We start from the raw sequence: 21,967 nt of genomic DNA, 5'->3' as shown, positions 1-21,967 counted from the left end.
TGTGGAGCGCGACAGATGACATCTGACGAAGAAAAGGATATCGGACACAATCCAGAGTTTATAAAGAATGAATCCCGGCCGTCAGTGTCAGACGCGGGTTCATTATCTAACGCTGGGAATATCGAATCGGGTGGCCATGAACTCCGTAAACCGGATACGGTACAGGTCGTCAAACCGGATAACCTTGCTTGGGTCGATAAGTCATTCAACTTGCGTTTTATATTGCCGATGGTTGGTGGGGCTCATCAAGTCTGGATATATGTCCATGTTGTTAATGAATGGGCGTATTCACTGGCCGGTGAATGGTTTGGAGCTGAGGGATTTCATGATTGGGAGGTTTCTTCAACGTTGTATGGGGTCGCTCAACTTAATATTCGATGGAGGTTGGGGACCGAGTTTTCAGACTACACCACTCGATATTATTTCATTAGTTCCGAACCTATAGCTGAATACATTCAAGGAACCGTGTTGAGCGGTTCGGGTGGTGAACTTGGCGAATGCGTTCCGGTACGCGTCGATGGAGACGATACTACTGTTATCGGTCACAAATTTTCTGGAGGAAGGAACTGGAAAGTCAATATTTCTCAGGATTTGCCTATCGGCTATATAAACGTCTTTATTCGGCAATCCGTTCGTCACAATGGTCAGAACCATTCTAGAGACGGGAAGACCCAAAGGATCCTTAATCTCAACGTACCAAAGCTGACTTCACCCTCTGTCAATGAGACCGTGGGGGCCGGGACGTTATTGTTTAAAGGCACTGGGCATCCTGGCTTAACTCTTCAGGTTGTCAGGGCAGATAACCACTCTGTAAGTTTGAGTGATCCGCTTGATACGACGACGGCGTTGTGGGAGTTGCCTAGGGTGGTGTCGGATATCAATAGCGGTGAATTGAGTATAAAAATCAAATATCAGCACCTCGCTATTGGGGTTGATTACACCGATCCCAGAACCTTCATGGTTGTTGGTTGGCCGCGCATTCCGAAACCTGTACCTGAGCAAGATCAGTCATTTGTTCTTGAGGGCGATAACGGTCTGCGCGATGCAACGATTGTAGTGTTCGTGGATCTGACAACTTCCCTGGTGGGAGCGGACAAGGTGTCGAACGTTGACGGTAGTTGGAGCGTGTCTGTCTCCGGGTTGCCGCCGGGGCCGATCAGCCTGGTGGCTGAACAGGTTTTTCAAAACGTCCGTTCCGGTCGCGGCGAGCCGCGTGCTTACCGGATCCGCCCTCCCAAACTGGCAGAGCCTGACGTCACCCTTCTTCCTGATACAAGCTTGAAGTTCTCCGGCTCCGGCCATTTCGATCAAAACCTCTCGACCGAAATCCAGTTCTCTGCCAGCGACGGCTCGCTGCCTTTGCCTTCCAACGTCCGCGTCAATGCCCAGGGCTATTGGGAAACGGCCCCCGTTGTCTGGTCTCTGGGCAGCTACGATGTGACGTTGATTCAAAAGATCGCCGACAACGCCAGTGGCTGGATCGAATCGCAGCCTCTTGAGTTCAAAGTCCGCAACGACATGCCGGATATCACCGAGGCGAGCTACACCGAGGAGTATCTACCGGTCTTCAGCGGCAAAGGTTATACAGGTGCCACCGTCTCGCTCAGGTTTCCCGATACAAACGAGGCTGCACGGAGTGTAGTGGTCGTGAACGGCCAATGGTCGACGTCTGCTTTGGTTGAGTGGGGCCCAACCAACAAGCGGGAAGTGCGCATTACACAGCATCTGGGAAACCATCCTTCGCAACGTCCTTTCATCCTGTACGTCACGATTCCACCGCTGGCGCCAGGCGTGGATGATCTTGGCGAAGAGGGGCTGGAGCCGGTATTTCGCGGCACTTGCTTGTCGGGCGCCACGGTGAGCATCAGGTTCAGCGACGATACCGAGACGCATGTGGCGACCGTGACGGGATCCACCTGGACATTTCAGCGACCAACCCCGTTCGAGGCAAATATCGAACATGCCGCGGAGGTCACGCAAACAATCCTCGATCTCCTTTCAAAACCGACCTCGAAAACCTTCACTGTCCACAGAGTCATGTTGCAACCGCTCATTGTCGCGCCGGGATCCGGCTCGGAAGTGGGGTTCGACGTCACCATTGAAGGTGATAACGGCATGCAGGGCGCGGTGATGCAATTGCATGACAGCCTGATGGGAGGAACGCTGGGTGATCCGCTCGAATTGCTTGAGGAGGGCAAATGGTCTATCCAGTTGCTCGGTCTGGACCTGAGGGAATATTTCCTCCATGCGCAGCAGACGCTCAACGGGCGAGATTCGGCAAACAGTGCTGAGCACAGGCTCAAGGTGGTGGTGCCGCCGCCTCGATTCACGATGCCGATCCCTGGCGGGAGAGCGCCGCGCACTTCGAAAATTGCTGGCACCGGCAGAGCTACCGCGCGGGTGGAGGTCTGGCTGGAGGGCGCTACTGAGCCATTGCTGACGGATATTGAGGTGAACGCGTCAGGCAACTGGGATGCCGAAGTGAGTTTGCCGGTGGGCACCACGACCATCTGGGCTTTTCAAACCTTCGTCCACAATGGCATTGCGCAGCGCTCTCAGGCCAATGAGCGTTTGCGTTACAAGGTTGTGCCGGCGGCTCCGTTTATCGAAACCCCGACTGCCGATGATCATGTCGGCCGACGGGTCGTGGTCTCGGGTTTCGCGACGCCCGGCGACACCGTGACCGTGACGCTGGGTAGCGACCAGGCCAGCGCCGAGGTGCGGGAAAACCGGACGTGGTCGGTAACGCTGGAGCCCGGTCAAGACGAGGGCAATCATGAGCTGGACGCTGTGGCGGCTTGCGAAGGGTTTATATCCGATAGCGCGAAACGCACGCTTCAGCTGGCAACTTATCTGCCCACCGTTGAGATCCCAGAACCGGGACGCTGGGTCAGCAACCCGGTGCTGTTTGCCGGCAAGGGCCGTCAAGGCGTCGGTGTTCTGGTCGATCCGTTCAACCCGGACAAGACATGGCTAGCGTCGATTCAGGTCGACCCTGACTGGCAAGGCCTGTCTGACCAAACGCTACCGTTGGGTGGCAACTGGTGTCGTTTCAAGCTGCAGCCGAGCGACAGCGATCCGATGGGTTCTGACTGGGTCGTCAGTGAGCGGTTTGAAATCGAATCAGTGCCGACGGATAAAACCCGGTTGTAAATTTCCGATGAGCGGTCATAAAACCTGTCATTTCTGACAGTTGGCAGCGGCTGCGTTCAAGCGCTAAATCCTTATGCAACGCTGGGTCCGCCTGACACCACAGTCAGGCGGCCCGGGCGGTTATCGACTCAAGGAAAGTGACCATGGCTGATTCACTCCGTCCCGCTGCGCAGTTGTTCATTCAACTGTTTGGTGCGCAAACGTCTTCTGCGCAAAACCGGCTTTCAACGCTCTGGAGTTACCTTGAGCAGGGGGGATCGTTTTTCCCTCTGGTCGAAAAGGGTCTTCCGGTACTGGTCGGCGAGTACGGACTTGAGCAGGAAGAGGCCCGGCGCTTTTTGCGTCGGGCCAACAGCCTGGCGACCTATGTGCGGCGTCGGTTTATTGAGCATCACGCGCAGCAGGACAAAGCCGGGTCGACAGGACCGTCCAGCGGTTTGATGTCGCTCTTTGACGGGCCGCAACTGGAGCGAATATTCGATCTGCAGTTGAGCGCCAAATGCCCTTCGGATTCTCTGGAGTCCATGTTCGGGCCTTCGGCGTATCTCGTCTTCTTGTATCGCTTGATTCGCGACTTGATCGAATCCGTTGGTGACGGCACCAAGCTGCCGTTGCATGAACGTCGCACGGATTTGATGAAGTTGACGGTCGACAGTAAAACGGTGAACGCGCCGGAGCCATCAGTCGACGTGATCGTACGCGTGCTACAGGCGTTCATCACTACGAACACGGAGGTTCCAATTGAACAGGCATTGATCAACGCACGCTATCCCAACGGTCTGCCGTATTACCAACATTGGGACACGATTGATGGGGTTGCGGGTTTCAACGGACGATCAGTGGGGGATTTTGCCAACATTGTTGACGGGAAATTCCCCAATTTCTTGCACTCCGGGTCCCTGACCAGTCTTGCCGCTGCTGCCTTGGCTCATGCCTCTCGGCTTGGTCCGTACCAGCAGAAGTTGGTGACTGAAGAATACAAAAATTCCGAGGATATGTATCAGTTCTATCTGGAGAACTTTGGCACCGAAGACGTTGAGTATATGAATCTCAACCAGATATTTTATTTGGCTCAACGTACAAATCTTGTGGCCGAGGAGGTTACAAGTCTTTTTTCGGTTGGGGACTACGCGCCGCGGCGTTCGGACAATGTGGATTACCCCAGTAAACCCGACGTCCCGGAAGGCGGCCGATCCGGCTCGGTTTACATCAATGGTAACGCTCACCCCGCTATCGGTATCAGCGCGCAGTCAGGGACTAATCTTCATCGGATACTCGTTAATCCCAATAACCCAAAAGGCTTGAATACATTTGATCGGCTCAACCGCAAGTTACGCCTGGATAAATGGCTGAATCTGCCTCCTGAGCAGACTGACGCCTTGTTGGCGGCAGCGATCAGGGCTGAAGCACGTGGTGCCGAAAAACCTGAGGTTTGGGCGATTTCGGTAAACGTGATCCATGCATTGGGTCTGTTTCAGCGACTGCGTGAACGCTACAACTGCACGGCAGCAGATTTCGCCGTGTTCCTCGATGAACTGTCACTGTACGGTCGCGGTGATGCACTGTCGCAGTTCGATCAGGTCTTCAACAATCAGGACAATTATCGCAAGCCGCTGAAACTCGACGACAAAGCGTTTGCGCTGATACCGACATCGGATCAAGACAATCTGACGGTCAGCCAGCTATGCAGTGGTTTGGGCATTGATCTTCAGACTTACCACTATCTGGCGTTGGCGATAGCCCAGGCTCATGATCTTACCGATGATCTGGTGCGCAGTTCGGCGGTCATCTCCAGTTTTTACCGTTTGGTAAAACTGCCCCGGCTGTTGAATATCACGCCGGTCGAAGGCGTGTTGATGCTCCGTGTGCTGGGCGGAGAAACCTGGCTCAAAGGGCTGGCAGGCAAGCCGCGTATTGTCGACGTGGCGGTTGATGACAGCCGCACTGACGCTACGCCGGGTGTGCTGAGCCTGATCGAAGCCATGCAGGCCTGTGTGCAATGGTGCGAGCAAAGCAACATATCGGTGCTGTGGATGTTGCAGCACGTGAGTGCACCACTGCGTTTAAGCGAGTTCTCCCAGCAGGATCAGCAGTTCTTCGACAAGATCGGCGCCCTCCTGCCCAGCGCGCGGTTGTCCGGTAATTCTTTTCTCCTGGCCGGTATTCCACCGGCCGGAGAAAGCGACTGGCTGGATTTACTCTCGATTGACAGTGAGGGGCTGGCGCCGGTTGTCGATGTCAATGGCCTGATACTGGCCACTGACCTGACGCCGGAAGATTATTTGGCCTTTGCCCGCGAGAAACTCGAATGGGCCGTCAGGAACGGCCTGGAGATTGAGGAAACCCAGGTCAGCGTCTTGGTCGAGATCATGCTCACCGTTCTTCTGCAGGCCAGAGACGCGCAGGTGTCGCTGGTCAGGGAGTCGCTGGCAATCTACGCCGGCATCGAGGGCGAATTGGCCATTCTGGTGTTGGACTGGGTCGATGCCTCGGTATATCAACTGTTGCGCCAGGTGTATGACCGCACCGCCCTCGAATCGCCAGCGAGGGCGCGCAGGCGCGACGAACCTTCCGATCCGTTACTCGAGCTGCTGGCTGTTGTGCGTCAGCGCGCTGAAGTTGTTTCGACACTGGGCTTGAGTGCGGCATTGGTCCGGGACTATCTGGATTATGGATACGCCAAGTGGATCGACCAAATCACCATCATCGATCCCTCTGAAAAATTTGTGTTCTCGGTGCGCATACTTTACGCAATGACCACGCTGACTCGCGCGTTCAGTCTGAGCGAACAGCCGGAGCAGAAGTTGCTGGATTATCTGCGCCAGGTCCATTCATTACCTCCCATGCTCAGCGCCGATGCATTACGCGTGGTGCAGCAGGCCGCGGCCATCAAACTGGCTGAGTTCTTTGCCTGGAGCGCGCAGGAAGTCAGCGAATGTGTTCGCCATATCGATCCTGAAACCCAAGTGTTGAAAACCCTGGATCAACTGGATCTGCTGATGCGCGTTTATCAGTTGTCGATGCAGACCGGTATGGATGCGCGGACCATTTTGCGGATCGGTACCTTGCCGGAGACAATCGATGCCAGTGAGGCCTACGCCCAGGCGGCTGAACTGGCTTTGCTGAGTCAGACCCAGACGCGTGTGCCGGTCGTGCAAGCACCGGGCGAACTGAAGCAGTTGGTCCGGATGACTTGCACCGTAACGCCTACAGAAGTCTTCGCTGGTAAACCAGACGAGAAAGCGATCATTACGATGACGCTTACTGACGCCCGGGGCGCAGCGTTGAAAGGTGTCGCGGTCGACTGGCACTCCGAGCTAGGGACCATCAGCTTGGGTATCACCGATACCCAAGGAGTCCTCACGGCTGAGTATGTTCCGGGCAAAGTCTTGGGCACGGACAGTCTTTATTTTTCCATGAGCCTGCTCGAGCCTGAGTGGGCAGTGAGCATCAACGTCATTGCCGACGCCGAAAGCATGAATTTCCCGACATCGGAAATGTCTCCGGTGCCAACTGAGGTCGTGGAGCTTGGTAAGACAATCACACTTTTCGCCAAGATGGTGGATCAGTACGAAAATCCTGGGGCCAACATGCTGGTGGACTGGGCCTGGGAAGAAGGAACAGATCCCGAGAAAAGGCCAACGATCCGCCCGGCACAGGGTTTCACTGATCAGGACGGTAGAACCACGGTTTATATCACCAGCGCTTTCAGCGGTGAATTCGAAGTCGGTGTACGCAGCCTGGCAAGCGCGAAGGGGACTGTCTTCGAACCCATCAGGTTTGGGGTGTCGCAAGGCCGCAGCCACTCGCTAGAACAAGCGTCACCGCCTTCTGACAGTGACGCGGGAACCTCTTCCACGGAGCAAGGATCATGACATCGAACAACATTGGTCTGTTGCAGGAAAAACGTCGTACCGCGTTGCTTGATTATTGCATCGGGCAAGTAAGGGCGGAGCGTTACCCGCCTTTGCGGACCCCGGAGGACCTGTTCGAATTGCTACGCATCGACCCGCTGGACAGTGCTCGGGTGCAGACGTCGGGGGTGGCCGAAGCGATCAGTTGTGCGCAGCAATACATCAGTGCCGTGTACAACAAAATGGAGCCCGGTTTCGAAAACCACGAATTTCCCCCAGAGCAGTTGGAAAACTGGGCGCTGTACAACAACTACTCGGACTGGGCTGCGGTGCAGATGATCGCGCTCTACCCGGAAAACTACATCAATCCGTTTGTGCGTCAGCGCAAGACGGATCTGTTCAAGACCCTTGAAAACAATCTCAACCAGGCCCGTCTCAACACCGATTCGGTTCAGGCGGCGCTGCAGGATTACTTGCAAGCCTTCGAGCAGATCTGCGATCTGGATGTCGTCAGTGGCTACATGAACGGCACAAACCCTGAGCGCGCCGATTATTATTTTGTCGGGCGTCAGCGGGTGCCGCCGTTCCAGTACTTCTGGCGCAAGGCGCAAATCGAGATAACGCCCACTTGCCGCGCCGTCAACCCGGCGGCGTGGAGTGAATGGAAAGCGGTGGACATTCAACCCGCCGGGCGGGTGCTGGACATACGTCCGGTGATCTGGAACGGACGCCTGTGTCTGGTCTGGGCGGAGTGGCGGGACAAGGTCGGCGAGATCATCAAAACCGATCCTCCGGATCCCGATAAGGACGACAAATCCCGGTTCGTACCGCATCAGCTGGATATCAATGTGGCCTTCATGAGGCAGAACGGCCAGTGGTCGGCGCCTTTGAATTTACGCCATCGCGAGTTTGATGAGGATCTCTCTGCAGGTGCCCGGCTGATTGCAACTGTGTGGGTCGATCCTCAGATCCCCAAAGGCAAGCTGGGGGTATTGCTGGTCAACGATAAAACCGGCACAGGTGCCTTGAAAGAGATCGCGATCATCGATGTGCTGATGCGTCCCGTTACCGGGGACAGTGGTAACTGGCTTGAGCTAGCCAAGACGGATCGATTTGTTTCTGCCTTGACGGTTCAGCACCCCTTGGGTCTTGAAGTTAAGGTGGTGTCCACCGAGTCGCCGTCAGGCTCCATGGCCGCTTTTCTGGGACTGAACGTCTTCGCCATGCGCGTGAATGACAACGACGTGCTGACGGTTGAGGGCTTTTGCAGGTCAACAGGGTTACCAGGCATCGGGAAGACTGCGTTTACCTTGCAGTTGGAACTTGCAACTGTTAACGACCCTGAACCTGTGAGAAGTGAGGTTGCAATCGCCGGCGATTGGACGATGCAGTTCTTGGGGACCTTCACTCGACCAAAAGGGGCTTGGAACAACGTCAGGTTCACTCTAAAGAACGATACTGAAGGCTTTGGCGGTAAACAGTTTGACCTGACGATTGGCGATCTCTCGGATTTCCTCGCGCCAACGCTGCTGAAAAACACCACGGATGCCGCCCAGTTCCTCGACTTTCAACTGGGCGCTGGCTGGGCGCTGCAATACGTTCGGCTCAATTCGCTGTTCGGTCCCGAGTTGGTCACACGCTCCACTGTCTCTCCAGCGACTCTGATTAATTGGGACTCCCAGCATCTGTCAGAGCCGCCGCCTGCCGGTGTTGATTTCGAGGAACGCAATGGCGCTTTCGACGGTGCCAACGGGCTGTTTTTCTGGGAGCTGTTTTTCCACTTGCCGCATTTGATCGCGACACGCTTGCGTGATGAAGAGCGGTTTGCCGAAGCACAGACGTGGTTGCATTTCGTCTTCGATCCCCGGGCTAATGCCGACAGCAGCACGGTACCCGAGAAACCGAATTACTGGCGCTGCCGACCGTTGATCAACGATCTGGGCAATGTCGGCTGTGAAGCCGTGGCGCCCGCCGACCCGGACGCGATTGGATATTCAGCGCCTGTGCATTTGAGGCTGCTGATGTTCATCGAGTATGTGAAGAACCTCATGGCCTGGGGGGACTGGCATTACCGTCAACTGACCCGCGAAAGTCTGGTGGCGGCAAAGCTTTGCTATGTGCAAGCGGGATCATTGATGGGCAAACCGCCTCTGACTCAAACGGTGAACTTGTGGCAGACCGCGACGCTGAAGGACCTGTTGGCCCAAAGTTGCACGCGTACGGCACTGGAAACGTTCGAGCAGACATTGAATTACAGCCTGGCAGATGTTCCGGCCGGCTCCGATAGGGCTCCCATGCTGGGCATGTTGGGGTGTCCGCCGTTCAGGGCACCCATCAATGATGAGTTGTTCACTTGGTTCAACCAGCCGCAGGACCGCATGAACAACTTGCGCAACAACCTGACGATTGATGGCAAGCCCATGCTCCTGCCGTTGTTCAACCCACCGACCGACCCGAACCAATTGCTGCGCGCTCTGGCTGCAGGTGGTGTCGGGGGCGCCAGACCGATGGGCGGACGGCTGGTGGTGATTGCGTTTCGCTGGCGCGTGATCTTCGAGGTTGCCTTGCGTGCGGTGCAGGCCTTGCAGGATTACGGCAGCCAGGTACTCAATCTGCTTGAGCGGCGTGATCGTGCCGAGCAGGAAGAGCTGCAGCAAAACCATCTGGTGGAGTTGGGCAACTACGCCAAAACCGTACAGGAGCAATCCATCGCTCAGTTGGAAGCGAGCATGACGGCGCTTGAGCAGAGCCGGGCAGTGGCGCGGGAACGGGCTGATGCTTACGCAGCACGCTATGACGAAAACGTATCGGCTGTCGAATATCAGGTCATGGCAAACCTGGACCAGTCCAAAGAGCTGGCGCTGGCTGCCAAAATCCTCAAACCGGTAGGCGTGGCATTTGCGACCGCACCCAATATCTTTGGTATGGCGAACGGTGGTTTTCGGATCGACAAAGTTACGGATGCCATCTGCTTTGGCCTGGAAATCGCTTCGTCGATGCTGCAAATCGATGCCGACAAGCAAGCCACCACCGAAGGTTATCGCCGTCGCCGCAATGAATGGGGGCTGCAACGCGATCAGGCGCTGGCCGAAATCGCTGCCATCGATGCGCAGATCGTCGCGCAGAGCCATGCGATTGATGCGGCCAGAACCAACCTCGCGCAAACGCTGCGAGCTAACGCTCAGGCGTTGACGATGTACAACTATCTGAAAAAGCGCGCGACCAATGCCGAATTGTTCGGCTGGATGCTCGGCCAGCTCAAGGCTTTGCACTATCAGGCTTACGACGCGGTGGTCAGTCTGTGCCTCAGCGCACAAGCGGCGATGAGCGCCGAAACCGGCGATTACGATTCATATATTCCCTTGCCGCAGGTCTGGCAGGATCAACGCCACGGTTTGACCGCTGGCGAGCATCTGCGCGCGTATCTGCTGCGTATGGAGCATGAGTACCTGCAGCGCACCGAGCGACGAGTTGAAGTGGTAAAAACCATCTCCTTGCGTCGCCTGTTCAACGATGCAATAGACCCTCAGCTCGGCATCGGTAGTTGGGAGGCTGCATTGGCGCAATTGCTGGCGACCGGCTCGCTGGTGTTCAAACTCACCCAATTGCTGTTCGATCGGGATTATCCGGGACATTACTGTCGGCAGATCAGTTCGGTGGAAATGGACTTTGCAGTGTTGACGGGCCCATTCGAGGACGTGCGCGCGACCTTGCTGCAGATCGGCAGCATGACCACCAGCCGGGCTTCGGTGCAGTCAGTGCAGTACTTGCACAATCCTGATCCTGATGTAGTGGCCCCTTCCGATCTGCTGTTCAACTTGCGTCCGGGCCAGCAGATAGCCCTGTCTGTGGGGATTGCCGACAACGGCATGACGGCGGTGAAGCCAGATGAAGGTTTGCTCTATCCATTTGAAAATACCGGTGTGGTGTCCACCTGGGAGCTGAAATGGCCATGGCATAAAGAACCGCGACAGGAGGCCATGCTGCGCTCGATGAACGATTGCATCTTGCGCATTCGCTATTCGTCCAAGTGCGGAGATCAGTCGTTTACCGATTCGGTGAAGGAGTTGGTCAATGCAGCGCAAGAACGCCTGGCCGGCAAGGGAGTGCGCAATCATGAGTGATCCTGTCGTTCGGATGAATGAAAACCTGGTGTGCAACGGTGATTTCGAAGAAAGGTTCGAATGTTGGGCAAGGACGGGGACAGTTGTCATAGGCACAGCGTATTACGAAAACAAGCCTGTCAAGCACCTCAAAGCGCCGAAGGGCGCGGGGGTCACTCAGGACGTCACACTTCCCAGAGATCCCGATGGCAATGGTGCTTATTGGCTGAGTTTTCTATGGGAAAGCAGTTTCGGCCAATCAGGCTGGGTGAAGATTTCTCAGGGAGAAGCCGAGCATTACCGCATCGAACTCGAACCCGTCGATAAACCTGATCTGGCACAACAGCGCGAGAGTTTCGGATCTGGGCCAGAGAGGCGATTCAGTCCGACCCTGCATGAGGTAGAACTGACATCGCCCATCTCAAGTTCAAAGCCACTGCGCATCGAAATATACAGCTCGACAGAGTCTTCGAGTCCATTTGGCGAACTCTGGGTTACACGCGTCAAAGTCGAGTTGAAACTCGCGCCACTTGAGTTGCAGGAAATTGAGCTGGACGGCATCTCGTTCCTGCCCTTGCGCAAAATGTACCTGTGTCAGGGCGCCAGCAGCGGCGGAGCTTTTGGCAGCGACGCATTGATCACGCCCCACATGCTCGGTTTTGTACCTGTGCCGGATAACCCTTGGGACGGCACCCAGGTCGCATTGAGCATCGACAATAACCCGCAGGGCGCGATTGTCGCGACGCCTGCCTGGGACACCCCGCAATTGCTGGACGAGCCATGGACGCTCGATTGCCCGCTGATCGATGATCAGGACTACGAATTCACCCTGAGCTTGCGCAACCGCTACACCGCGCAGGCCTACGAGATCCCCGTATCGCTGGGGCATCATCGACTGATTTTTCGTGAGGTGGTCGAGGCCGCCTACTACCCATTGATTGAGCAAAGTGTCCGTTTGGGGGTGCAAGTGGCGTCGTATTACACCGGCCAGCCATTTGCCGGGCTTACGGTGAACTGGGCGACCGCCGAGCGGGGGGTGTTGGCGGCGGCCGTTACTGATGAACAAGGTTGGGCCTACTACTGTTATGAGGCGAAGGCAGCAGGGGACTTCGTTATCGAAGCCTCTGTGGTCAGCCTTTATTACGAGCAGGGTGTGTGGACTCAGACGTTTGACGTGCGGGTACTGGGAGAGGATCCGTGGGCACAGATGACTGTCTGTGAGAATAACGAAATCAGGGACTGGATTGATAACAGTTATCCGAACCGGGGTTCTACCCATTCCATTGATGTAATGCTGGCGGCCAACAGTCCTCTGCGAGGCAGCGACTTCTATCTGCACTGGCACGGTGACAGGCATGAGCAACTGGGTGTCGTGGTCAGTCCGCCTCTGGAAACGGCAGTGCCCATGCCGATCGATGGTGAGGGCACTGCCTCGTGGAGGCTGAGTTGTGAAGACCGGCGCGACGGGATGTTCGAATTGTCACTGGTCTGCTCGAAGCTGTTGTTGCCGTCGCCCAGAAAGCGCATGTCGCTGGCGCGCAACAGGATCAAGATCAAAGAGGTACGCCAGGCCGAGAATAGTCCGGTAGTGGATGAGAACGGAGTTGCGTACCTGCGCTTGCAAGTGGTGCATGTTACTGATCAGGGGGACGGCGAGCCGGTAATCGGTGCGAAGATCGAGTGGCAAACCGACAAAGGCATTTTCCGCAGCCAAACGGGAAGCGCTGGTTGGGGGAGCCTGAAGTATTACACCAGAGAACCCGGGATTCACGCGATCACCGCGGCGGTCCGAGCGCATGAATCGGCCGAGTCGCATGAGTGCGAATTTAGCGTGACCGCGATTGCCAGGAGTTCTTGGAAAGACAAGGTCAACATAACATTTGATCGTGGTGAGATCGTCCTTAATCAAGGTTTTTTCTGCAAACGAGGTCTCACCCATTCCCTGGAGGTCACTGCCCTCGCCGGCAGTCCTCTTATCGGCCAGGAAATCACGCTGGCATGGGGCATTGACGAACCAGGCATCGGGCTGGTGGTGAGTGAACTTGGCGAGCCCAGGGTATTGCGGGCAGATGAACCGCTGATCTGGACTCTGAGTTCTGAATATGCCAAGAGCCGCAGCAGCATGTTCGGACTGCGGTTGCTGACTGATTCACTGGAAGATCGAGAGTTGCTCGGCCGCTTGTTTTCACCGGATATTGACGATGAGTTCACGCTTGTTCTGGATCAAATGAGCCCCGAACGAGGTCAGTCACTGTATCCCTGCCTGGGCGCCGTACACCGGTATATTTTTAGAACCCATGCGCTGAGTGCCCTTGTGGGTCTTACGATGGATTTGGAATGGATCGGAACTCCAGCATCAGAATTGGGCATCGTCCTCGACCCTCCTCCAAAGAGTACCAATGTTATTGATGAAAGTGGCATGACTTGGACATTGAATTGTTTGGCGAGTCGGGTTGCCGGAAGTTTTAGAGTTAATTTTATTGCGGAGCTTGGGGGCCGAACCGATTCAACCACGCTGCACTTGGGCCACAACAAACTCAGCATTGAAACCGTGCGTGAGTCTGCCGTTTTCCCGATCGTGGGTCAGGACCCGGCATGGATGTGGGCGAAGGTCCGTTCGGACTTCGCGGAAGATGCCATGGTTCAAGTACCAACGCAGTGGAAGGTTGATGGTCACTCTGAAGAACGTGTGACTGCTGACGATGGCTGGGCAGGCTTTGCGCATTGGGCAATCACAGGCGGATCGGCGACGGTTGAGGTGTCTGTCAGCAGTCCGTATGACAATGTTACAGATACACGTTCGATGGCGGTCTGTTCGCTGGCCGACGATCCGTGGGATCGATTGCAGTTCAGTATGGACAACGGGACTGCACAGCCTTTTGGCCAGGACACCGGTTTTGCGCGGCGTAAACAGACCCATAGAATCGATATAACTGCCCCGCAAGACACCTTCTTGTCCGGTCGAAAGTTGACGCTGGGCATGGTCGGCAGCGGGCCTGAGGCACTCGGTATTCGTTTTACTCAGCCAGTACTCGGTTTGCCAAGGGTCTTCAGCCGAGAGGCGGGATTTACCGATTCCTTCATGGTCGATGACAAGCGTAACGGCAGTTTCGGCTTGTTTCTGGCTTGCGAAAGCCTGGCTCGATGGTCACCTGTCAATGCAATATCGGTGGGTGAAGGCGCGCAAGTGGTGAAGATTGCCGAGCGTTCGCGGCTTAGCCAGACGCTGTACTGGGGCGAGGCTGTGTCCGAGCGGATCACCCTTGTTTCGGCTGTCAGCGGCAGGCCGATGGCGGGGATGAATGTTGTCTGGCGCACTCTGGATCTTGGCGAGGTGACGACGACCACCAACTTCTACGGCGAGGCGTGGATCCGCTTTGTGCCCAAGACTCCCGGAGCGGCGCAACTGACCGCGACGGTGGGGGACGCGCAGTATTCGGAATCGATTTCATTGCCGTATTTCCTGCACGAGCCGCGAGAGATCAAAGAGCTGGTCAGTGATGATTTGACCGGTTATCCGGGACAAGAAATTTCAGCTCAGGCTTTGGTGGTTTCAGCCAATACCGGCGAGCCTTTGGCCAATGTCGAAGTGATGTGGGAGTACGACAACACATCTTTACCGGCAACACTGACGGGTGCCGATGGGATGGCAACGGCGCGCGTTGTCTTGGGCGCAGCAGGTGAGACTTCGTTGTGGGCGTCGGTAAATGGCAGCTTGGCTGGCTGGGACGTGAAAGCGCTGTGGTTGACTGTCAATGAACGTCCAGCGACTGTGAAGTCCGTTGTCGCCTCGCCGAATCCGGCTTTCGTGAACGGCTGGGTAACCATGACTGCGTTGATCGTAGACAAGGCTTCTGGAGAAGCGATACGGGAAAGGAAAATACTTGTCTCCATTAACGGGAGGCCATTCATTGAGTCCAGTACGAATGGCAACGGTAAATACGAAACCGCTTGGAGGGTGATGGATCTGTCGGAAACCGTGTCCCTTGAGGTCAAAGTCGAGAATCCTGACGGGACCTCGAGCAGCGGATCTGTGCACGTCAAGATCGAGAGATGATCAAAGCGCCGCACTTCTTTTCCAGCTCAGATACAGCGTCACCAGTTCGGCTCCCAACTCCGCGGGCCGGACATCCAACACCGGAACGCCATGAGCGCTCAATCGCTCATGGAGTTCTGCCCGCTCATTCATGTAGTTCACCGTGCCGCAGTAAGCCAACGCCTCGGGCAATGTTTGCACCGTGGTCTGACGTAACGTATCCAGCGTTTCTTCGCGCAGACTGGCGACCAGCACCCGATGCTGTGCGCTCAGGCGTTTGACCGCACTCAGCAGTTCCTCATCGTCCTCATCGCGCAGGTTGGTCACCAGCACCACCAGTGCCCGGCGTTTCTGGCGGCTCAGCAACTGATTGGCGGCGGCCTGAAAGTCGGCGGGGCGCTGCGTGCTGTCGAGGTCATAAACCGTGTTGAGCAGCACGTTCAGTTGCCCGCTGCCTTTGACCGGCGCGAGATGGCGTGGCTGATCGCAGGCGAAGGTACTCAAACCCACCGCATCGCCCTGACGCAGCGCCACATAACTGAGTAGCAGACAGGCATTGAGCGCATGGTCAAAGTGCGACAGCTCATCGTCCTGGCTGCGCATGCGGCGGCCGCAATCGAGCAGGAAGATAATCTGCTGGTCGCGCTCGTCCTGATATTCCCGGGCAATCGGTGTGCGTTGACGGGCCGTCGCTTTCCAGTCGATCTGACGCAGGCTGTCGCCTTCACGAAACTCGCGCAGTTGGTGAAATTCCAGGCCCTGACCGCGACGTTGCCGCTGGCGTACGCCGAGCTGGCTGAGCCAGTTGTCCACGGCCAGCAGCTCACCGCCGTAGAGCCGGGCGAAGTCGGGGTAGACGCGGGTCTGATCGCTGACCCTGAGCAAGCGTTTGCCTGACCATAATCCCAAGGGACTGGGCAGGTTGACTTCGCAGTGGGCAAAGCTGAAATGACCGCGTTGGAGCGGGCGCAGGCGATAGCCGAGCAGACTGCGCTGGCCGGGTTGCAATTCAATCGCCAGCGGCAGGTTTTCGAAACTCAAACCTTCTGGCGGGTGGTCGAACAGTTCAATGTGTATCGGCTCGCTGAAGTCATGTTCGATTTCCAGACGCACTTCACCCCAACGGCCTAGTGCCAGACTGCCGGGCATCTGTCGCGTGATGCGCGGTGTCGGCAGACGTTGCAGGCGTAGCGCATCCAGCGCCGCCAGAGCCAACAGCGCCAGCAGCAACCCCCAATTGATCGATACAAGGCTCGCCGGAGTTTCGATCTCCAGTGTGCGCAATGTGCCCAGCACAATACCGATGGTCAGCAGCAAGGCCAGCCAGATCAATAGCAGGCGCGAGGGTTTCACAGACGCGGCGCCGGAATCTGGTCGAGCAGTTGCTGGAGCACTTGATCTACTTGCAAACCTTCAATGTCCAACTCCGGGGCAATGCGTACACGATGGCGCAGCACGGCCAGCGCGCAGCCCTTGATGTCGTCGGGAATCACAAACTCACCGCCACGCAACAAGGCGCGGGCGCGGGCGCAACGCACCAGGGCAATCGACGCGCGCGGCCCGGCGCCAAGGGTCAGCCCCGGCCAGGTGCGCGTGCCGCGCGCCAGACGTACGGCGTAATCGAGGACCTGATCGTCCAGTGGCAGGTCACTGGCGATACGCTGCAAGGCTTGCACGTCCTTGGCTTGCAACACCGTGCGTAGCGGTTGCACATCAAGCATGTCAGCGCGGGTCGAACGGCAGACCTGACGCACCATGTTCAGCTCTTGATCGGCGTCGGGGTAGTCCATGCGTACCTTGAGCATGAACCGGTCGAGTTCGGCTTCCGGCAGGGGATAAGTGCCTTCCTGTTCGATCGGGTTCTGCGTGGCCAGGACCATGAACGGTTGCGCGATGGGCAGGGCACGACCTTCGAGTGTGACCTGACGTTCCTGCATCGCTTCGAGCAAGGCGGCCTGGGTTTTCGCCGGCGCGCGGTTGATCTCGTCGGCCAGCAACAGGTTGGTGAACAACGGGCCTTTGCGCAGCTTGAACTGTTCGGTTTGCAGGTCGTACACAGCGTGGCCGGTGACGTCGCTGGGCATCAGGTCCGGGGTGAATTGAATCCGTGCAAACTCGCCACCGAAGCAGCGGGCCAATGCCCGCACCAGCAGGGTCTTGCCCAGCCCCGGCACGCCTTCAAGCAACACGTGACCACCGGCGATAAGTGCCGTCAGCACGTCGTCGATTACCTGGTTCTGGCCAATCAGCGCTTTCTGCAATTCGCCGCGCACCGCTTGTGCCAACTGGCTGGCACGCTGGCGTTGCTGGGCGGCGTGGCTGGCGCTGCCGGGCTCGATCTGTTCAGTCATAGCGTGTTCCTCAGGGTTTGCAGGTGGGCGACCTGGCGGCAGAAATCGGCGCTGGAAACCCGCCGGTTCGGCACCGGGCTCAGGGCCTGGCTGATAGCGCGGGTGGGTTGTCGGGTCAGGCGCGACAACGCCAGCCATTGTTCGGCAACGTTCAATTGGTCAAAGCCTGGATGGCGGCGGCGGGCGCGGCGCAGCACGTCCTGTTGCAGTGCTTGCAGCAGCGCCTGCTGGCCGTTGTGGCGTAACAGGAAATCGGCGCTGGCGCGCAGGTGTTCGTGCAATTGCCGACGCCCGCCTGGAGCGGGTAATTGCAGTGGGCCGTGGCGTACGCCGACGTGCCAGAGCCACAGGCCGATCAATGCGAGCAGGGCGATGATGGCTTGCGGGAAGTAGCGCCAGAGCAAGGTGAGCAGGCCATCATGCTCGGTGTTGTAGATCAACGTGACGTCGGTGTCGGCGCTCAAATACCAGAGCAGCCAGGCGTTGTCGTACTGGGCGATGGCTGCGGTTTTCCACAGATCGGCGTCGGTGACCACGGTAATCGTGCCCAGGCTGTAGGGCAGTTGCATCATGTGCGTGGCTTTGGCGCTGTTGGCCCAGGCTTGCGCAAGATTCTTCGGGTCCTCGAGGTGGAAGTCGGTGTCGAAGCCAGCGTAGGCCGGTGCGTCTTCGTCTTCCAGATAGAGTTTGGTCAGTTGCGGGAAGCGATCGGGTTCAGCGTCGGCGGGCAAGTCTTTCAGATCCTTGCTCAGCGATTGATGCAGTTGCACCTGATCGAGCAACAGGTCGTTGCTCTGTCTGGTTTGCTCATCCCACAGCGATTCAGCGACGAACACCAGCCGTCCGCCGGCCCGCGTCCAGTTCAACACTTGATCGACCTGCCGCGGCGTCATTCGCGAGCGGTCGTTGAACAGCAGAAGCGTATGCCGGCGCGGATCGATATCGGGGAGCATCGCGAGGCTTTCGGCATGGCTGACGTTGAGGCCGCGCTCACGCAAAAACAGCTCGGCCGCCAGATAAGGATTGGCTTGCGCGGCGGGCGAGGGGCCGTGATCGACTGCTTCCTGATAAGGCTTGGCCTTGAGGACGAGGAAAACGCTCAGTGCGCCCAGCAGCAAGGCGATCAACGCAGCGACCCACCACAGTGTCCGGCGACTCAACGGGCGGCTCCGGGGCCGAACAAGGCGCGCCAGCCATCGCACAATTCCTGCTGCAGAGACGCCGCCGGCACGCGATGCCCGTAGGCCATGTTCTGCCAGTGGGTAGTCAGGTTGCGGCTGAACGCGAGCAGCTCGGGACGCTGCAATTGTTCAATGTGCGCCAGTACCTGGAGTTCGGTGTCGGCGGGTTTCAGCGTCAGGTCGAAATCGTGGAGCAGATGGCTGAGCAGTCCTCGATACAACAGGCCCAGTGCTGCGCGGGGTTGGCTTTGCCAGAGTTGTTCGGCGCTGGTGGCGATGTCGTCAGGCAACGCGTCGCGGTTCAAGTCCAGGCCAAAGGCTTGTTGCGGCACCGCACGTTTGGGCTTTGCCGGCAGTCTCGGGCGGCGGCTGACGAAGGCTTGGAGAAAATCGCGATAACACCAGATCAGCCAGCCGATTGCAGCAATGACCGCCCCCCACAGCAACACTTCAATGAGCTTCGCCAGCACGTTGAGGTGTTGCCCGTCGAGCCAGCCCAACAGGCTTTTCAGCCACTGCGGCGCTTCACCCGGTGTTTGCGCTTTGGCCGGTTCTGCGGGATCCTCGCCGAAGCGATAGCGGGTGACGAATTCCTTGTTCTTGAACGGCGGTTGCTCAAGCAGTGCCTTGATGCTGTCACGCGATGCCTGACTGGTCAGCGGCTGATTCAACAAGCGCGGTGTCTGTGGACCGTCATCGGGCTCGGCGGCCCAAACCGTGGGCACGTTCGGCACAATCAGACAGACTGCCAGCAGCAATCCCAACACACCGTTGTTCAGACGCTGACGCAAGCGGCGGAATACCAATTCGATGTCCCATGCTTCCAGTTGCGTGCGCCGGTTCAGATAAAGGCTGAAGCCGCAGGCGACGTAGACCGGTTCCCACACCACGAGCACCAGCGCATAGAAGACATTGGTCAGATGTTCCAGCCAGCGCCACTCGTTGTCCGCCGCGAGAACCAGTGACTGCCAGTCCCAATCCGTTTCGATCTGCTGCGGCAGCAACATGTAGAACAGCACCATCAGGCCGATCCACAACGCGGTTTCCAGATGCACGCCGATGATGGTCAGCCATTGCGCCGCGCCGGCGTTGCGTTGCAGCAGCACCTGCAGGCGTTGTTGCCGGGCGCTGCCTTCGAGGCCTTCGAGTTGCAGCACCGGCAATAGAAAGCTGCGGCTGAAACTCAGGCGGCGCCAGGTCAGGCTGGCCAGCAGTTGGGGTCTGAGCAGGCGCGGCCATTCGCGCAAGGCTTGTTTGAGCGTCGGCGTTTCGCCAAACAGCGCTTTCGACAGGATGTACAACGGCAGGCGTTCATACGCCGGTTTCAGCCACCAGAAGATAAACACCGCCAGTGATGGCGAATCCCACAGCAACAGGCTGAGCAAGGTGAACAGCGGCAGGGTGACGATCGCCCAACTGCTCATCAGCAGACGCCGATGTTGCTGGCTCATCAGCACACCAAGGTCCATGGCTTCCCAGGTTGTGCGCGGACGGATCACCACGGTGGCGTCACTCAGGCGCATGGCGGGTCCTTCCGGCGAACGACAGATAGATCGCAACCAAGGCCCAAAGTCCGGCCCCGACCAGATATTTTGTCAGCGGCGTGACGCTGGTTTTCGATGACCAATAGGCTTCGATAAACGCGGCAATCAGCAGGAACAACATCACCCCGCAGACCAGCAATACGCTCTTGCGCGCGGCCCGTTTCAGCGCTTCGCCGCGAGTCAGCCGTCCGGGTGCGATCAAGGCCCAGCCGAGTTCCAGGCCAGCCGCGCCAGCGAGGGCAATGGCGGTGAGTTCAAAGGCGCCGTGGGCGATGACGAATGACCAGAAAGTCTGGCCGAAACCGATCTCGCTCAGGTGCCCGGCCACCGCGCCGATGACCATGCCGTTGTAGAACAGAAAGAACGCACTGCCCACGCCCATCAGCAAACCGCTGGCAAAGGTCTGAAAGGCGATGCCGATGTTGTGCATCACGTAGTAACCGAACATCACCCAGTCTTCGCTGGCCGCGCGTTCGGCGGGGCGCCCGAGGTGGCCGGCGACCGGGTCGTACATGCCTTGCATTTCACGCACCTGATCGGCGGGGATCAGGTTGTAGACCAGCTCGGGAAACACATATACCAGCATGCTGACGCCGATCAGGCTGCCAAAGAACAGCAGGCTGGCAACCAGTACAAAGGGCCATTCGGCGCGCACCAGACGTGGAAAGTCAGCGAGAATGAAACTCAGCAGATTGGCACCGAGCCGGCTGCGGTGGCGGTACAGCTGTTGATGCCCGCGTAACACCTGTTGCTGCAATGAGTCGATGAGAAAACTGCTGTAACCGCGCTCCTGTGCCAGCGCAAGATGCTGGCAAAGCCTGCGATAGGCCTTGGGGAAACCGGCGACTTGTGAGGTTTCATTGCCCCGTTCAAGGCGTTCGAGGGCCAGCGCAAAACGCTCCCATTCGTCCTTGTGGCGACTTTCGAAAAGGCTTTGCTTCATGTCGGGCCCAACAAGCCGCGAGCGATGCCGTTGAGTTCAGCGACAGCTTTGGGCGCAGAAATATGCAGGGGCTGGGCGAGCAGGGCCGCCAGTTCATTGACCCGCGCTGGCGATAACTCTCCTTGGCGCTCGGCGAAACCAAGCACGGCGCGTTGTTCGCTGAGGGTGAGTGGCACGGGTGAGCGCCGCGGTTCGGCGTCAGGCAATTGTGGACGGCTGAGCGGGCGTTCGCTGTAGATCACCAGCGTACCGGCAGCCATGTCACCGAGGCGTTTGAAGGTCGGGTGTTGCAGGCAACTGAGGGTGCCGAGAAAGTAGCCAAAAGGTAGCAGATCGACAAAACGCAGCAAGTTTCGCAATAGCGACGCCGACCAGCCGATCGGTGTGCCGTCGTCGTGCACCACGCGCAGCCCCATCCATTGTTTACCCGGCGAGCGGCCCTGACGCAGCACTTCGAACAGCACCATGTACCACCAGCTGATTGCAAACAGCAGCAGCGAACCAAGACCCATGCCGAGCTTGCCGAGAAACGCCAGGGCAATGAAAAGCACGCCCATGATCACGCCGCGAATAACCAGATCGAGCGCAAAGGCCACGGCACGCACCATCAACCCGGCGGGACGCAACGGCAGGTCGATGCCTTCCGGCGTTTCGACCTGATGCCGCGTATCCAGCGGCGGGGCCAGCGGTGCTTTCCTTGGCGGTGCTGTGGGCTCGAGCATGGGCTACCTGATGTTCGCCTGTTCGGGGTGCAAGTGAGGCCGATGCTAGCAGCCTCTCGGGGGAAAACGACATAACTATG

General features: G+C 57.7%; 10 protein-coding genes. 4 read left to right on the top strand and 6 right to left on the bottom strand.

The window, feature by feature from the left end; genetic code table 11:
• The first annotated feature begins 15 nt into the window (after positions 1-15).
• The 4 genes from AC3IUF_RS23350 to AC3IUF_RS23335 all read left to right on the top strand — a co-directional run bounded on the left by AC3IUF_RS23350 (position 16) and on the right by AC3IUF_RS23335 (position 15,167).
• Positions 16-3,153, top strand: coding sequence for a hypothetical protein (locus AC3IUF_RS23350; RefSeq protein WP_489279419.1), 3,138 nt, complete (start codon positions 16-18; stop codon positions 3,151-3,153).
• 143 nt (positions 3,154-3,296) lie between these two features.
• A complete protein-coding gene (locus AC3IUF_RS23345) occupies positions 3,297-7,028 on the top strand; it encodes a Tc toxin subunit A (RefSeq protein ID WP_489279417.1) in 3,732 nt (1,243 codons plus the stop codon).
• Positions 7,025-11,131, top strand: coding sequence for a Tc toxin subunit A-related protein (locus AC3IUF_RS23340; protein ID WP_489279416.1), 4,107 nt, complete (start codon positions 7,025-7,027; stop codon positions 11,129-11,131). Before AC3IUF_RS23345 ends, AC3IUF_RS23340 begins: the two co-directional genes overlap by 4 nt.
• A complete protein-coding gene (locus tag AC3IUF_RS23335) occupies positions 11,082-15,167 on the top strand; it encodes an Ig-like domain-containing protein (protein ID WP_489279414.1) in 4,086 nt (1,361 codons plus the stop codon). Before AC3IUF_RS23340 ends, AC3IUF_RS23335 begins: the two co-directional genes overlap by 50 nt.
• On the opposite strand, the gene AC3IUF_RS23330 is transcribed toward AC3IUF_RS23335, so the two are convergent.
• The 6 genes from AC3IUF_RS23330 to AC3IUF_RS23305 are packed head-to-tail and all read right to left on the bottom strand — an operon-like array spanning position 15,168 to position 21,887.
• On the bottom strand, positions 15,168-16,499 hold the full coding sequence (locus AC3IUF_RS23330) for a DUF58 domain-containing protein (RefSeq protein ID WP_007949646.1): 1,332 nt from the start codon (positions 16,497-16,499) through the stop codon (positions 15,168-15,170). It lies immediately after the preceding gene.
• Positions 16,496-17,497, bottom strand: coding sequence for an AAA family ATPase (locus AC3IUF_RS23325; RefSeq protein WP_007912781.1), 1,002 nt, complete (start codon positions 17,495-17,497; stop codon positions 16,496-16,498). Before AC3IUF_RS23325 ends, AC3IUF_RS23330 begins: the two co-directional genes overlap by 4 nt.
• The gene (locus tag AC3IUF_RS23320) at positions 17,494-18,657 is read right to left on the bottom strand and encodes a DUF4350 domain-containing protein (RefSeq protein ID WP_007912780.1); all 1,164 of its coding nucleotides are present in this window, start codon (positions 18,655-18,657) and stop codon (positions 17,494-17,496) included. Before AC3IUF_RS23320 ends, AC3IUF_RS23325 begins: the two co-directional genes overlap by 4 nt.
• The gene (locus AC3IUF_RS23315; RefSeq protein WP_489279413.1) at positions 18,654-20,201 is read right to left on the bottom strand and encodes a DUF4129 domain-containing protein; all 1,548 of its coding nucleotides are present in this window, start codon (positions 20,199-20,201) and stop codon (positions 18,654-18,656) included. Before AC3IUF_RS23315 ends, AC3IUF_RS23320 begins: the two co-directional genes overlap by 4 nt.
• The gene (locus tag AC3IUF_RS23310) at positions 20,188-21,165 is read right to left on the bottom strand and encodes a stage II sporulation protein M (RefSeq protein WP_489279411.1); all 978 of its coding nucleotides are present in this window, start codon (positions 21,163-21,165) and stop codon (positions 20,188-20,190) included. Before AC3IUF_RS23310 ends, AC3IUF_RS23315 begins: the two co-directional genes overlap by 14 nt.
• Positions 21,162-21,887, bottom strand: coding sequence for an RDD family protein (locus tag AC3IUF_RS23305; RefSeq protein WP_007912777.1), 726 nt, complete (start codon positions 21,885-21,887; stop codon positions 21,162-21,164). The genes AC3IUF_RS23310 and AC3IUF_RS23305 overlap by 4 nt, the downstream gene beginning before the upstream one ends.
• Positions 21,888-21,967: the final 80 nt, after the last annotated feature.

Source organism: Pseudomonas sp. KH_040, from assembly GCF_057839305.1.
This window is presented reverse-complemented; position numbering and strand designations above follow the sequence as displayed.

What these genes read in the sequence shown, in the direction of transcription:
- AC3IUF_RS23350 (WP_489279419.1), top strand. Translation starts at nt 16, where the DNA reads ATGACATCTGACGAAGAAAAGGATATCGGACACAATCCAGAGTTTATA.
- AC3IUF_RS23345 (WP_489279417.1), top strand. Translation starts at nt 3,297, where the DNA reads ATGGCTGATTCACTCCGTCCCGCTGCGCAGTTGTTCATTCAACTGTTT.
- AC3IUF_RS23340 (WP_489279416.1), top strand. Translation starts at nt 7,025, where the DNA reads ATGACATCGAACAACATTGGTCTGTTGCAGGAAAAACGTCGTACCGCG.
- AC3IUF_RS23335 (WP_489279414.1), top strand. Translation starts at nt 11,082, where the DNA reads ATGCAGCGCAAGAACGCCTGGCCGGCAAGGGAGTGCGCAATCATGAGT.
- AC3IUF_RS23325 (WP_007912781.1), bottom strand. Translation starts at nt 17,497, where the DNA reads ATGACTGAACAGATCGAGCCCGGCAGCGCCAGCCACGCCGCCCAGCAA.
- AC3IUF_RS23315 (WP_489279413.1), bottom strand. Translation starts at nt 20,201, where the DNA reads ATGCGCCTGAGTGACGCCACCGTGGTGATCCGTCCGCGCACAACCTGG.
- AC3IUF_RS23310 (WP_489279411.1), bottom strand. Translation starts at nt 21,165, where the DNA reads ATGAAGCAAAGCCTTTTCGAAAGTCGCCACAAGGACGAATGGGAGCGT.
- AC3IUF_RS23305 (WP_007912777.1), bottom strand. Translation starts at nt 21,887, where the DNA reads ATGCTCGAGCCCACAGCACCGCCAAGGAAAGCACCGCTGGCCCCGCCG.